The sequence below is a fragment of the Methylomonas sp. MS20 genome, from assembly GCF_050275925.1.
Classification (GTDB): domain Bacteria; phylum Pseudomonadota; class Gammaproteobacteria; order Methylococcales; family Methylomonadaceae; genus Methylomonas; species Methylomonas koyamae_A.
In genome coordinates this window covers 3,769,048-3,783,107 of record NZ_CP189962.1, presented here as the reverse complement: position 1 = coordinate 3,783,107, position 14,060 = coordinate 3,769,048, and the positions used below count along the sequence as shown (strand labels likewise).

At 50.6% G+C, this 14,060-nt stretch carries 8 protein-coding genes, 2 tRNA genes and 3 rRNA genes; 9 read left to right on the top strand and 4 right to left on the bottom strand.

The genetic code is table 11. The features are described 5' to 3' along the window. Positions 1-51: 51 nt before the first annotated feature. The 8 genes from gmd (at position 52) to grxD (ending at position 8,337) form a co-directional block, all read left to right on the top strand. Positions 52-1,173 carry a GDP-mannose 4,6-dehydratase gene (gmd, locus tag ACQE3D_RS16845; RefSeq protein ID WP_064031511.1) on the top strand — a complete coding sequence of 374 codons (1,122 nt, stop codon included), beginning with the start codon at positions 52-54 and terminating at the stop codon, positions 1,171-1,173. A 4-nt stretch (positions 1,174-1,177) separates the two neighbouring features. Continuing rightward, the gene (gene fcl / locus ACQE3D_RS16840) at positions 1,178-2,152 is read left to right on the top strand and encodes a GDP-L-fucose synthase (protein ID WP_313729661.1); all 975 of its coding nucleotides are present in this window, start codon (positions 1,178-1,180) and stop codon (positions 2,150-2,152) included. A 402-nt stretch (positions 2,153-2,554) separates the two neighbouring features. Then, a 16S ribosomal RNA gene (locus ACQE3D_RS16835) occupies positions 2,555-4,088 on the top strand. Between the two features lie 60 nt (positions 4,089-4,148). Next, positions 4,149-4,225, top strand: a tRNA-Ile gene (locus tag ACQE3D_RS16830). A gap of 32 nt (positions 4,226-4,257) precedes the next feature. Continuing rightward, a tRNA-Ala gene (locus ACQE3D_RS16825) sits at positions 4,258-4,333 on the top strand. Positions 4,334-4,625: 292 nt separating this feature from the next. Further along, positions 4,626-7,519, top strand: a 23S ribosomal RNA gene (locus tag ACQE3D_RS16820). Between the two features lie 222 nt (positions 7,520-7,741). After that, positions 7,742-7,857: ribosomal RNA gene (gene rrf / locus ACQE3D_RS16815) — 5S ribosomal RNA — on the top strand. Together the 16S, 23S and 5S rRNA genes with 2 tRNA genes alongside form the textbook arrangement of a ribosomal RNA operon. A 159-nt stretch (positions 7,858-8,016) precedes the next feature. Further along, complete coding sequence (grxD, locus tag ACQE3D_RS16810; protein WP_064025918.1) at positions 8,017-8,337, top strand: Grx4 family monothiol glutaredoxin; 321 nt, start codon at positions 8,017-8,019, stop codon at positions 8,335-8,337. A gap of 56 nt (positions 8,338-8,393) precedes the next feature. On the opposite strand, the gene rnt is transcribed toward grxD, so the two are convergent. Continuing rightward, on the bottom strand, positions 8,394-9,020 hold the full coding sequence (rnt, locus tag ACQE3D_RS16805) for a ribonuclease T (protein WP_064025920.1): 627 nt from the start codon (positions 9,018-9,020) through the stop codon (positions 8,394-8,396). A 91-nt stretch (positions 9,021-9,111) separates the two neighbouring features. Here rnt and ACQE3D_RS16800 point away from each other — a divergent pair, with 91 nt between their 5' ends. Beyond that, entirely contained in the window at positions 9,112-9,894 is a 783-nt protein-coding gene (locus ACQE3D_RS16800; RefSeq protein ID WP_281020994.1) for an MlaA family lipoprotein, read from the top strand. A gap of 48 nt (positions 9,895-9,942) precedes the next feature. Here the strand turns inward: ACQE3D_RS16800 and mtaB are convergent, their stop codons facing one another. The 3 genes from mtaB to purB all read right to left on the bottom strand — a co-directional run bounded on the left by mtaB (position 9,943) and on the right by purB (position 13,918). Continuing rightward, positions 9,943-11,229, bottom strand: a complete 1,287-nt coding sequence (gene mtaB, locus ACQE3D_RS16795; RefSeq protein WP_313729662.1) for a tRNA (N(6)-L-threonylcarbamoyladenosine(37)-C(2))-methylthiotransferase MtaB — start codon at positions 11,227-11,229, stop codon at positions 9,943-9,945. A 75-nt stretch (positions 11,230-11,304) separates the two neighbouring features. Beyond that, positions 11,305-12,534, bottom strand: a complete 1,230-nt coding sequence (locus ACQE3D_RS16790; RefSeq protein ID WP_313729663.1) for a nucleoside recognition domain-containing protein — start codon at positions 12,532-12,534, stop codon at positions 11,305-11,307. Positions 12,535-12,550: 16 nt separating this feature from the next. Beyond that, a complete protein-coding gene (gene purB, locus ACQE3D_RS16785) occupies positions 12,551-13,918 on the bottom strand; it encodes an adenylosuccinate lyase (RefSeq protein ID WP_313729664.1) in 1,368 nt (455 codons plus the stop codon). Positions 13,919-14,060: the final 142 nt, after the last annotated feature.

Below are 14,060 nucleotides of genomic sequence, written 5' to 3'. Positions count from 1 at the left end.
AAGTTTCGTTAAAGGTTTTGTAACAGTACCCCACATGGTAGAGGAGCAATAGTGAATAGAAAGAAAGCATTGGTCACTGGGATTACCGGGCAGGACGGTTCTTATCTGGCAGAGTTTTTGTTGGAAAAAGGCTATGAAGTGCATGGGATCAAGCGGCGGTCGTCGTTGTTTAACACCGAGCGGGTCGACCATATCTATCAGGATCCGCATATTCGCGATCCGAAGTTTTTTCTGCATTACGGCGATTTGACCGATAGTTCCAACCTAACTCGAATCTTGAGCGAAATTAGGCCAGATGAGGTGTATAACTTGGGGGCTATGAGTCACGTCGCGGTATCTTTTGAATCGCCCGAATATACTGCGGACGTCGACGCGATCGGCACGCTTAGATTGCTCGAAGCCATTCGCTTTTTAGGCATGGAGAAACAGACTCGGTTTTATCAGGCTTCGACGTCCGAGCTTTACGGCTTGGTACAGGAAATTCCACAAAAAGAGACTACGCCATTTTACCCGCGCTCTCCTTACGCGGTTGCCAAGCTTTATGCCTATTGGATCACCGTAAATTATCGTGAAGCGTATGGCATGTATGCGTGTAACGGTATTTTGTTCAACCATGAATCCCCGCGCCGGGGTGAGACCTTCGTGACGCGTAAAATCACGCGCGGTCTCAGTAATATCGCTATTGGCTTGGATAGTTGCTTATTCATGGGAAATATGGATTCACTTAGGGATTGGGGGCATGCGAAGGATTATGTCCGCATGCAGTGGATGATGTTGCAGCAAGAACAGCCAGACGACTTTGTTATTGCTACTGGGGTTCAATATTCTGTAAGACAATTCATTGAAATGTCGGCCGGCGAATTGGGCGTGACGATTCGCTGGGAGGGTAGTGGCGTCGAAGAAAAAGGTTATGTTGAGTCTATCGCTGGCGACAAGGCACCCGCATTGCAAGTTGGGCAGAATATAGTTGCGATCGATCCGAGATATTTCAGGCCGGCAGAGGTTGAAACTTTGCTGGGCGATCCGACCAAGGCCAAAGAAAAGCTAGGTTGGGTGCCTCAAATTACGCTCTCGGAAATGGTGGCGGAAATGGTGGCGTACGATCTGGAGCAAGCTCGCAAACACGCTTTGTTGAAAGATCAAGGTTACAACGTTTCGGTAAGTCGGGAGTAATGCGGTGGCCGATGTGGATAAAAAAGTCTTTTTGGCCGGACACCGCGGCATGGTTGGGTCGGCAATACATCGGCAACTGCTGAATGGTGGCTATCGAAACGTTATTGTCAAATCCCACTCTGAGTTGGATTTAACCGACCAGGAGCAGGTTCGCAGATTTATGGGGCAAGAGCGTCCGCAGCTGGTGATTATAGCGGCGGCTAAGGTGGGTGGGATCCACGCGAACAATGAATATCCAGCGGAGTTCATCTATCAAAATTTGATGATGGAAGCCAATGTAATCCACGAAGCGTGGCGTGCCGGCTGCCGAGAGCTCCTATTTTTAGGAAGTTCGTGTATCTATCCGAAGTTTGCCGCACAACCAATGGCTGAAAGCGCATTGCTGACTGGCATATTGGAGTCGACTAATGAGCCTTACGCTATCGCAAAAATTGCAGGGATAAAGCTTTGCGAGTCTTACAATCGACAATACGGCACGGATTTTCGATCAGTTATGCCGACCAATCTATATGGAGAAAACGACAATTTTCATCTGGACAATAGCCATGTAATTCCAGCGATGATCCGTAAATTCCATGACGCGAAGGTCAACGGTGACGCTAGCGTTACCGTTTGGGGAACAGGCAAAGCAATGCGTGAATTTTTGCATGTCGAGGATATGGCGGCGGCTTGCATATATGTCATGGGGCTGGACAAGCAGCATTACCAATCGGTTACCGAACCCATGTTGTCCCATATCAATGTGGGAACCGGGGTCGATGTGACGATACGTGAACTTGCGGAAACAGTCGGTAAGATTGTCGGTTTCGAAGGAGAGATCGTTTGGGATACAACCAAACCTGATGGAACACCTCGCAAGTTGATGGACAATTCCAAGATCAGAGCATTGGGTTGGCAGCCAAAATTCAACTTGGAAGTCGGATTAAAAGCGACTTATCAGTGGTTTGTGGAAAATCAAGGGCAGTTTAAGGCCTATTGATTGAGCTGATCTAAATCAGAGCAGAAATAACGCTTGACGCGAATTAGAAAACCGCTATAATGAGCGGCTCTTCGTTACTGACTGAGTTAGCGACGAAGAGCGGCAAGATTTGCCGGGCTTGCGGTAGTGTTGTGGTGGCTGGTTTTTCGGAAGTTGTTGGTTTCTGGCTTCGAAAATAAAGTGTTGACACTTTCTGAAAGTTCTGTAGAATATGTCGGCTCAACAGGGCGAGATGCTCTGGCTCTTTAACAAGATGAATCGAAATAATTTGTGTGGGTATGTGTGGCGATACGTTTCTGTTAGAAATTATCGGCGCAGAGAATCCACGTCAATTCGCAAGAAACGACGTTCTGTAGTCGAGCCAAGATTGGATACTAATCTTATTTAGTATCAAGCATTATTAAACTGAAGAGTTTGATCATGGCTCAGATTGAACGCTGGCGGTATGCTTAACACATGCAAGTCGAACGCTGAAGGGTGCTTGCACCCGGATGAGTGGCGGACGGGTGAGTAATGCATAGGAATCTGCCTATTAGTGGGGGATAACGTGGGGAAACTCACGCTAATACCGCATACGATCTACGGATGAAAGCCGGGGACCTTCGGGCCTGGCGCTAATAGATGAGCCTATGTCGGATTAGCTAGTTGGTGGGGTAAAGGCCTACCAAGGCGACGATCCGTAGCTGGTCTGAGAGGATGATCAGCCACACTGGGACTGAGACACGGCCCAGACTCCTACGGGAGGCAGCAGTGGGGAATATTGGACAATGGGCGAAAGCCTGATCCAGCAATACCGCGTGTGTGAAGAAGGCCTGAGGGTTGTAAAGCACTTTCAATAGGAAGGAATACCTATCGGTTAATACCCGATAGACTGACATTACCTATACAAGAAGCACCGGCTAACTCCGTGCCAGCAGCCGCGGTAATACGGAGGGTGCAAGCGTTAATCGGAATTACTGGGCGTAAAGCGTGCGTAGGCGGTTTTTTAAGTCAGATGTGAAAGCCCTGGGCTTAACCTGGGAACTGCATTTGATACTGGAAGACTAGAGTTGAGTAGAGGAGAGTGGAATTTCAGGTGTAGCGGTGAAATGCGTAGAGATCTGAAGGAACACCAGTGGCGAAGGCGGCTCTCTGGACTCAAACTGACGCTGAGGTACGAAAGCGTGGGTAGCAAACAGGATTAGATACCCTGGTAGTCCACGCCGTAAACGATGTCAACTAACTGTTGGGTTCTTAAAGAACTTAGTAGTGGAGCTAACGTATTAAGTTGACCGCCTGGGGAGTACGGCCGCAAGGCTAAAACTCAAATGAATTGACGGGGGCCCGCACAAGCGGTGGAGCATGTGGTTTAATTCGATGCAACGCGAAGAACCTTACCTACCCTTGACATCCTCGGAACTTGTCAGAGATGACTTGGTGCCTTCGGGAACCGAGAGACAGGTGCTGCATGGCTGTCGTCAGCTCGTGTTGTGAAATGTTGGGTTAAGTCCCGTAACGAGCGCAACCCTTATCCTTAGTTGCCAGCGAGTCAAGTCGGGAACTCTAGGGAGACTGCCGGTGATAAACCGGAGGAAGGTGGGGACGACGTCAAGTCATCATGGCCCTTATGGGTAGGGCTACACACGTGCTACAATGGTCGGTACAGAGGGCAGCAAACTCGCGAGAGCCAGCAAATCCCAAAAAGCCGATCCTAGTCCGGATTGCAGTCTGCAACTCGACTGCATGAAGTCGGAATCGCTAGTAATCGCGGATCAGAATGCCGCGGTGAATACGTTCCCGGGCCTTGTACACACCGCCCGTCACACCATGGGAGTGGGTTGCAAAAGAAGTAGGTAGTTTAACCTTCGGGAGGGCGCTTACCACTTTGTGATTCATGACTGGGGTGAAGTCGTAACAAGGTAGCCCTAGGGGAACCTGGGGCTGGATCACCTCCTTACAAAGACAGAACACTGTCACACGTACTCACAACAAATTATTTCGATTGAAAGACGCACCTGGGTCTGTAGCTCAGTTGGTTAGAGCGCACCCCTGATAAGGGTGAGGTCGGAGGTTCAAATCCTCCCAGACCCACCAACTAACGAAAAGGCGAAAGTCTGAATCTATTCGGGGCCATAGCTCAGCTGGGAGAGCGCCTGCCTTGCACGCAGGAGGTCGGGAGTTCGATCCTCCCTGGCTCCACCATCACGTGACGTCGATCTTAAGCCAAGATATCAACATCAACGCTATACAGCTTTTCGGTTAATAACCCAAGGCTCGATAGCATTGATATTCGTATCAATACGCTCTTTAACAATATGGAAATCTGTAACCTAAGTCTTGATCGGCTAACGATCAATACTTAAAAACGAGTTGCGGGCGGTAGCCAGCGGCTTTCGAAAGAAAGCGGCCCAAAACCTCCGTAAAACGTTCTCAAGCAACATCAGCGAACATGTCAGCGACTAAAAACCTTAATACAGACGTATTCGGGTTATATGGTCAAGTGAATAAGCGCATACGGTGGATGCCTAGGCAGTAAGAGGCGATGAAAGACGTGGTAGCCTGCGAAAAGCGTCGGGGAGGTGGCAAACAACCTGTGATCCGGCGATGTCTGAATGGGGAAACCCGGCGAGGATAACCTCGTCATCTTTGAGTGAATACATAGCTCACTGAAGCGAACCCGGAGAACTGAAACATCTAAGTACCCGGAGGAAAAGAAATCAACCGAGATTCCCTAAGTAGTGGCGAGCGAACGGGGACTAGCCCTTAAGCTAGGATAAGGTTAGTGGAACGGTCTGGAAAGTCCGGCGATACAGGGTGATAGCCCCGTACACGAAAACCTTTTTTTAGTGAAATCGAGTAGGTCGGCGCACGTGAAACGTTGACTGAATATGGGGGGACCATCCTCCAAGGCTAAATACTCCTTACTGACCGATAGTGAACCAGTACCGTGAGGGAAAGGCGAAAAGAACCGCGGAGAGCGGAGTGAAATAGAACCTGAAACCGTATGCGTACAAGCAGTGGGAGCCCCTTCGTGGGGTGACTGCGTACCTTTTGTATAATGGGTCAGCGACTTACATTTTGTGGCAAGCTTAACCGAATAGGGGAGGCGTAGGGAAACCGAGTCTTAATAGGGCGTTGAGTCGCAAGGTGTAGACCCGAAACCGGGCGATCTATCCATGACCAGGTTGAAGGTGTGGTAACACACACTGGAGGACCGAACCCACTCCCGTTGAAAAGGTAGGGGATGAGTTGTGGATCGGAGTGAAAGGCTAATCAAGCTCGGAGATAGCTGGTTCTCCTCGAAAGCTATTTAGGTAGCGCCTCGTGTATCACTGCTGGGGGTAGAGCACTGTTTCGGCTAGGGGGTCATCCCGACTTACCAACCCGATGCAAACTCCGAATACCAGCAAGTGTCAGCACGGGAGACACACGGCGGGTGATAAGGTCCGTCGTGAAAAGGGAAACAGCCCAGACCGTCAGCTAAGGTCCCCAAATCATAGCTCAGTGGGAAACGATGTGGAAAGGCACAGACAGCCAGGAGGTTGGCTTAGAAGCAGCCATCCTTTAAAGAAAGCGTAATAGCTCACTGGTCGAGTCGGTCTGCGCGGAAGATTTACCGGGGCTAAGCTATGTACCGAAGCTACGGATTCACGCTTTGCGTGAGTGGTAGAGGAGCGTTCCGTACGCCTGCGAAGGTCGATTGAGAAGTCGGCTGGAGGTATCGGAAGTGCGAATGCTGACATAAGTAACGATAAAGGGGGTGAAAAACCCCCTCGCCGTAAACCCAAGGTTTCCTGCGCAACGTTAATCGACGCAGGGTTAGTCGGCACCTAAGGCGAGGCCGAAAGGCGTAGTCGATGGAAAACAGGTTAATATTCCTGTACCAGTTGTAACTGCGATGGGGTGACGGAGAAGGCTATATCAGCGGTCGGTTGGAAGTGGCCGTTTAAGCGTGTAGGCAGGCATCTTAGGCAAATCCGGGATGCTATATGCTGAGGCGTGATGACGAGTGTCTCGAAAGAAACGCGAAGTGATAGATGCCCTGCTTCCAGGAAAAACCTCTAAGCTTCAGGTTACAAGTGGCCGTACCCTAAACCGACACAGGTGGGTGGGATGAAAATTCTAAGGCGCTTGAGAGAACCCAGGTGAAGGAACTAGGCAAAATGATACCGTAACTTCGGGAGAAGGTATGCCGTTGATAAGTGAAGTCCCTCGCGGATGGAGCGTAAGGCGGTTGCAAAAAATCGGTGGCTGCGACTGTTTAGCAAAAACATAGCACTCTGCAAACACGAAAGTGGACGTATAGGGTGTGACGCCTGCCCGGTGCTGGAAGGTTAATTGATGGGGTTAGCGTAAGCGAAGCTCTTGATCGAAGCCCCAGTAAACGGCGGCCGTAACTATAACGGTCCTAAGGTAGCGAAATTCCTTGTCGGGTAAGTTCCGACCTGCACGAATGGCGTAACGATGGCCACACTGTCTCCACCTGGGACTCAGTGAAATTGAAATCGCTGTGAAGATGCAGTGTACCCGCGGCTAGACGGAAAGACCCCGTGCACCTTTACTATAGCTTGACACTGGACTTTGAACCTACTTGTGTAGGATAGGTGGGAGGCTTTGAAGCAGGAACGCCAGTTCTTGTGGAGCCAACCTTGAAATACCACCCTGGTATGTTTGGAGTTCTAACCTCGATCCATTATCTGGATTAGGGACAGTGTCTGGTGGGTAGTTTGACTGGGGCGGTCTCCTCCCAAAGAGTAACGGAGGAGCACGAAGGTACCCTCAGCCTGGTCGGAAATCAGGCAATGAGTGCAAAGGCATAAGGGTGCTTGACTGCGAGACGGACAAGTCGAGCAGGTACGAAAGTAGGTCTTAGTGATCCGGTGGTTCTGTATGGAAGGGCCATCGCTCAACGGATAAAAGGTACGCCGGGGATAACAGGCTGATACCGCCCAAGAGTTCATATCGACGGCGGTGTTTGGCACCTCGATGTCGGCTCATCACATCCTGGGGCTGAAGCAGGTCCCAAGGGTATGGCTGTTCGCCATTTAAAGTGGTACGCGAGCTGGGTTCAGAACGTCGTGAGACAGTTCGGTCCCTATCTGCCGTGGGCGTTTGAGATTTGAGGGAAGCTGCTTCTAGTACGAGAGGACCGAAGTGGACGAACCTCTGGTGTTCCAGTTGTCCTGCCAAGGGCATTGCTGGGTAGCCACGTTCGGACAGGATAACCGCTGAAAGCATCTAAGCGGGAAGCCCCTCCCAAGATGAGATCTCACTGGGACTTTAAGTCCCCTGAAGGGCCGTTGGAGACGACAACGTTGATAGGCACGGTGTGGAAGTCCAGTAATGGGCGTAGCTAACGTGTACTAATTGCCCGTGAGGCTTGACCATATAACACCCAATGCGTTTGGGTTGTCTAAGACAATCGCTGAAAACAACGCAAGAGAACGAACTCGATACAGATTTCCATGAAAAGCAGGTCAAAGGCAAAACCACGTAAGCGCGAATGTCCGCACAAGCTGTGGTTAGATTAAATAATGCCTGAAGGCTAAGCCAAACGGCTTAACCGACCTGTTGCATGACAGTTGGTCAACAACCGACTTAACCAGTTTGCTTGGTGAACATAGCAAGCGTGAACCACCCGATCCCATCCCGAACTCGGAAGTGAAACCGCTTAGCGCCGATGATAGTGTGGCAGGTTGCCATGTGAAAGTAGGTCATCGCCAAGCGCCTATACCAAAAGCCCGCTTATTAATCTAATAGACGGGCTTTTTTTGCGTTTGCGTAATTCGATTTTCGAATACAATTTGTTGCGTCAACAATACTATGTAATAAGCCTGTAGGTTGATAGAATTACCTAACTTAAATTGATAAGCAAGGGAGTTCCTATGAGTGTTACCGAACGAATTCAAAATCAATTGGCTAGCGATGCGGCCGTGCTTTATATGAAAGGCTCGCCAGAGTTTCCACAGTGTGGCTTTTCGAGCAAGGTTGTTCAGATTTTGGGTGCCTGCAACGCAAAATACACGTATATCAACATTTTTGAAGATCCAGAGGTTCGTGAAGGCTTGAAAGTCTATTCTAATTGGCCAACCTACCCACAACTGTACATTAAGGGCGAGCTGGTCGGTGGTTGCGACATTGTAACCGACCTTTATACGAGAGGGGAACTGACTAGCATGTTGGCTAATGCTGGTGCGGTGCAGTAGTCGAGATTTTCTAAAATCTGCCGGTTTCGGAGAAGGAATTGGCAGACTCCATCACTCTAAATCACTTCAAGTTCACTTAACCGCTTCCATCGGTTAATTATCAAGCAGAAAAGTTCGGCCGTTTGTTCGGCGTCATACAGTGCGGAATGGGCTTTTTCGTTATCCCAACTTAGTCCGGCCGCCTGTGCTATTTTTGCTAAAACGGTCTGACCATAAACCAAAGCGCCAAGCGTAGCGGTATCGAAGCTACTAAATGGGTGAAAAGGGCTACGCTTAAAATTCGTGCGCTCAATCGCGGCATTGAGAAAATTGACGTCGAAAGATGGGTTGTGGCCCACTAAAATGGCCCGCTTACATTCGTTACGTTTTACAGCGGCTTTGATCGGCGTAAACAGTTTTGTGAGCGCCTCTTTTTCGTCCACCGCCATCCGAAACGGATGATATGGGTCGATGCCGGTAAATTTGAGAGCCGCTTCATCTAATTCAGAATGCTTAAAAGGGATAATATTGCTCTGGTGTTTTTCGGTAATCCGAAGCAAACCCTGCTCATCCGGTTCTACTATGATGGCGGCAATTTCAAGTAGCGGGTTTTTTTTGGGGTTGAACCCGGCGGTTTCTATGTCAACGATGACCGGCAGATAGCCGCGAAACCGATTGCCTAGCGGGTTGGTAGTAATTTCCATCGAACGTGAATGGCGAAATAAGTCTGTTGTGTGTTATGTTACGTGAGTTTTGGATAGATTTAAACAATATTCAATTAACGAGGTAAATATTATGCAAAACGGGAAAACAGTTTGGCTGGCTGCCGTGGCGCTTGCCCTGCTGAACGGATGCGCGGCTACCAATAGCAAAGATCCCAAGGATCCCTGGGAAGGATGGAATCGAAACGTCCAATCGTTTAACGATAGCGTCGACGACTACGTCATGAAACCGGTTGCTAACGGATATCGGTGGATTACGCCGAGTTTCGTCGATCAGGGGGTGACGAATTTCTTCAGTAATATTGACGATATCGGGGTGATCGCTAACGATGCGTTACAAGGTAAGTTTTTGCAAACCGGCCAGGACAGCGCGCGGTTTCTGGTGAATACCGCGGTAGGCGTCGCCGGATTTGTCGATGTTGGAAGTATGTTGGATTTGCAGAAACATAACGAAGATTTCGATCAGACTCTTGGGGTCTGGGGTGTTCCAACAGGACCCTATGTTGTGCTGCCGTTCTTTGGCCCTAGTTCCCCGCGCGGCGTCATTGGGTTAGTGGGCGATGCGGCGATGAACCCCTTCACGTACGTTGGTTTTTATATCAATCCGAACTGGATAGGTGCCGCCGTTTCCACCGGCGCTGGGACATTGAAGGTTATAGATGCCCGTGCTGATTTGTTGGGAATGGAAAAAGTAGCGTCCGAAGCAGCGATTGATCGGTACCAGTTTTTCAGAGATGCATATTTCTCGAATCGGAATTATTTGATTAAGGATGGCAATGTGCCTGAAGACGATGTGCTGAAGTTTGAGGAACAAAAAGACGATGGTTTTGGTCCACTTGCTCCGAATCCTTATTGAAGTGCGTCTACAAAAGGCTGGGTGCGGCACAACGCCGTCCCTAGCCTTTCAGTTTATTTCAGTCCGAATAAAATCGGATTCAACTGTAGATAACCGAACTTTTTGAATTTGATTCTCCAACGCCGTATCGGCGTTGACATCGCAAGCTACCCGTAAGTAATTCGGCGTGTAACCGAAATAGCGGATATCGCCGTTGTCTAGTGTTTGCGTTTGACCTTCCCAAAGTACATCCGCCAGAGAGGCGATGTTTTCGATGATGAATTGCTCTTTCAGAATCATTGCCAAATCGTGCAATTGCTTGCTGCGCCGTTTTTTCAGGTCTTGGGCGACCGGGCCTGGGAAATTCGCTGCTGCCGTGCCTTCGCGGGGAGAATAACTAAAGATATGAATATGGCCGAAGCCGAGGCGCTCTATGTAGTCATAGCTTTCCTGCCATTCTTGCTCGGTTTCTCCCGGGAAGCCGACGATGATATCGGTGGTAATATTAAAGTGAGGGATCGTTGTTCTGGCCAGCTCGACAATTTGCCTAAATTCTTCAGTCTTGCAGCGCCGCGCCATGCGTTTCAGAACACTGTCGCTACCGCTTTGCAAGGGCAGGTGCAGGTGCGGCATTAATCTTGGATTTTTGAATAATTCGAAGAAGCCGTCCGGTAATTCCCACGGTTCCAGGGAGCCCATGCGCAGGCGTGGAATCTGGGTTTTGTCCAGGATCTCTGTAATCAATTCGACCAGATTGCAGCCGATGTCGCTGCCGTACCCGCCAAGGTGAACCCCGGTAAGCACGGCCTCCTTGATGCCTTGTTTATGTAAGGCATTGATTTCGTCGACCACTTCTTGAATAAGTCGGCTGCGTTCTTCGCCACGGGCAACCGTAACGATGCAGAAAGTACACCGGTAACGGCAACCATCTTGTACTTTGACAAAGGCGCGTTGCCGGCCACGGCTGAACAAGGACACTTCGCCGGGCTCGGTCGACATCGTCGGCATGCTGTCCAGATTCAATTCGGTCAGGGTTTTTTCGACCAGCTGGTTTTTGTCCTGGTTGCCTACGATTAAGTCCACGCCCATCAATTGCGCGGCTTCTTCCTCATTCAGCGTCGCATAACAGCCGCTAACCACCAGTTTGGCTTGTGGATTGTCGCGGTGAATGCGGCGTATCATTTGCTTGGATTTTTTCACGGCGTCTTGGGTCACCGCGCAGGAATTTATGATTACCAGTTGCGCGTCGCTCAGAGTGCGGGTGATAGCGTGGCCCTTGGCCTGAAAGGCTTGAGCCCAGGTTTCCAGTTCCGCTTCGTTGAGGCGACAACCGAGGGTTTTTAAATGTATCTGCATGAAATATCAAAAAATGTAGGTTGGGTTAGTGAAACGTAATCCAACAAAATCAAATAAATGGCATCGAGCGTCGACCTAACCAAAAAACCAATACGTTACCAAAATCGCGGCAATCATCCCGCCGAGGTCGGCGACGATGCCGCAGGCGGCGGCATGGCGTATCTGCTTGATGTTGACCGCACCGAAATACACCGCCAACACATAAAACGTGGTCTCGGTGCTGCCTTGCACCACCGATGCCAAGCGTCCGGCAAAGGAATCTGCACCATGCGTTTGCATCGTATCTATCATCATCGCTCGCGCGCCGCTGCCGCTGAATGGCTTCATCAAGGCGGTCGGCAGGCCGTCGATGAAGCGATTGTCAATGCCGGCAACATTGATTAACAGTCGGGCACTATCGGTGATTAATTCCAACGCGCCACTGGCCCGGAACACCCCAAAGGCTACCAGCATCGCCACAAGATAGGGGATTATGCTGATCGCGGTTTGAAAACCGTGCTTGGCGCCTTCAACGAACAACTCGTAAGCATTCAACCCCTTGTAAGCTGCTGCGGCGATGAAGGAAATCACTAAGCTGAACAAAATTACATGGCTGACCAGCGCCGACTGTTTCAGCATTTCGGCCTGATCCAATCCTGCGAAATAAGCCAGTATGCCGGCGACCAAGGCGGTAATGCCGCCCAAGTAGGCCAGTACCACCTTGTCCAGCAGATTGATCTTTTGCACGGCGGCCACGGCCAGTAAGCCGGTAAATGTCGACATATAGGTAGCGATCAATATCGGGATGAACACGTCGGTCGGATTGGCGGCGCCGAGTTGGGCCCGGTAGGCGAAGATCGTCACCGGAAACAGCGTCACCGACGAGGTGTTGATCACCAAAAACAATATCTGCGCGTCGCTGGCTTTGTAGGGATGCGGATTCAAACTCTGCATTTCCTGCATGGCCTTGATGCCCATCGGCGTCGCGGCGTTGTCCAAGCCCAGCATGTTGGCGGCGATGTTCATTGCCATCGCGCCGAGTGCCGGATGATCCTTCGGTATCTCCGGCATCAGCCGGTTGAACAGCGGATTCAGCGCTTTGGTCAGCAAGTCGATGAAACCGCTATGCTCGCCGATTTTCATGAGGCCCAGCCACAAGGCCAACACGCCGCTCAGCCCCAGCGAAATCTCGAACGCAGTCTTAGCCAGGCTGAACATCGCATTCATCAACTCGGAAAACACCTGGGTGTCGCCCAGCACCAGCAGTTTGAAGGCGGCGGTGGCGAAGGCGCTCAGGAAGAAGAATATCCAGATGAAGTTCAGCAACAACCTGTCCTAATGATTAGCCGATTTTCTTGGCTAAATCAGCTGCGTAGCCGGTATAGCTGTGCGGCGTCAGCGCCAGTAATTCGGCCTTGGCAGCGGCTGGAATCTCCAGTTTCTCCACGAAAGCGCGCATGCCTTCGCCGGTGACGCGGTTGCCGCGGGTCAGTTCTTTCAGTTTTTCGTAAGGCTTTTCGATGCCGTAGCGGCGCATTACGGTTTGGATCGGCTCAGCCAGCACTTCCCAGTTTTGATCCAGATCTTGATCAATCAATGCTGGATTGATTTCCAGCTTGGAAATGCCTTTCAAGGTGGATTGTATCGCGATACTGGTGTGGGCGATGCCGACGCCGATATTGCGTAACACGGTCGAGTCGGTCAGGTCGCGCTGCCAGCGCGATACCGGCAATTTGTCGGCCAGGAAACCGAAGATCGCATTAGCCAGACCCAAGTTGCCTTCGGAGTTTTCGAAGTCGATAGGGTTGACCTTGTGCGGCATCGTCGAGGAACCGACTTCGCCGGCCACGGTTTTCTGCTTGAAGTAGCCCAGCGAAATATAGCCCCAGACGTCGCGGTCGAAATCCAGCAAGATGGTGTTGAAGCGCGACAGGGCATGGAAGAACTCGGCCATGTAATCGTGCGGTTCAATCTGTATCGTGTAAGGGTTGAAGGTCAAACCCAGCGACTCGACGAAATTTTGTGCAAACGCTGCCCAATCGACATTCGGGTAAGCGACGCTATGTGCGTTGTAATTGCCGACCGCGCCGTTGATCTTGCCCAGAAGTTCGACCTTGGCGAGTTGTTCGCGTTGGCGCTGCATGCGGGCGACGACGTTGGCGAATTCCTTGCCGACCGTGGTGGGTGTCGCCGATTGGCCGTGAGTGCGCGACAGCATCGGTTGATCGGCGCTGTCCAGCGCCAGTTTTTTGATCGCGTCTATGGTCGCATCAATCTCGGCCAGGATCAGGCCGCGACCTTCTTTGAGCATCAAGGCGTAAGACAGGTTGTTGATGTCTTCCGAGGTGCAGGCGAAGTGGATGAATTCGTTGACGGCGTGCAGTTCGGTGTTGTGTTTGATCTTTTCTTTCAGGAAATACTCGACCGCCTTGACGTCATGGTTGGTGGTTTTTTCTATGTCTTTGACCGCTTGGGCGTCGGCTTCGGAGAAATTGCTGACGATGCCGTTCAATACGGCAATGGCATCGGCCGAAAGGGCTGGGACTTCGACGATTTTGGCTTCGGCGGCCAAAGCTTGCAGCCAGCGCACTTCCACTTCGATCCGGTAACGGATCAAGCCGTATTCGCTGAAAATGGGGCGCAAGGCGTCGACTTTGCTGGCATAGCGGCCGTCGATGGGGGAGATGGCGGTGAGGGCGGAATGGGTCATTGCTGGTATATCCTAAAAATAAAGCTTAAAAATTAATTTTACGTATTTGAAATTACTTCATCAAAACGCCACTTCGAAATGCCTTCCAAACCATGCATTAGCAGGTTGTTGAAAAAAGAAACTCGGTGGAAAAAATCTTCCG

What these genes read in the sequence shown, in the direction of transcription:
- grxD (WP_064025918.1), top strand. Translation starts at nt 8,017, where the DNA reads ATGAGTGTTACCGAACGAATTCAAAATCAATTGGCTAGCGATGCGGCC.
- rnt (WP_064025920.1), bottom strand. Translation starts at nt 9,020, where the DNA reads ATGGAAATTACTACCAACCCGCTAGGCAATCGGTTTCGCGGCTATCTG.
- ACQE3D_RS16800 (WP_281020994.1), top strand. Translation starts at nt 9,112, where the DNA reads ATGCAAAACGGGAAAACAGTTTGGCTGGCTGCCGTGGCGCTTGCCCTG.
- mtaB (WP_313729662.1), bottom strand. Translation starts at nt 11,229, where the DNA reads ATGCAGATACATTTAAAAACCCTCGGTTGTCGCCTCAACGAAGCGGAA.
- purB (WP_313729664.1), bottom strand. Translation starts at nt 13,918, where the DNA reads ATGACCCATTCCGCCCTCACCGCCATCTCCCCCATCGACGGCCGCTAT.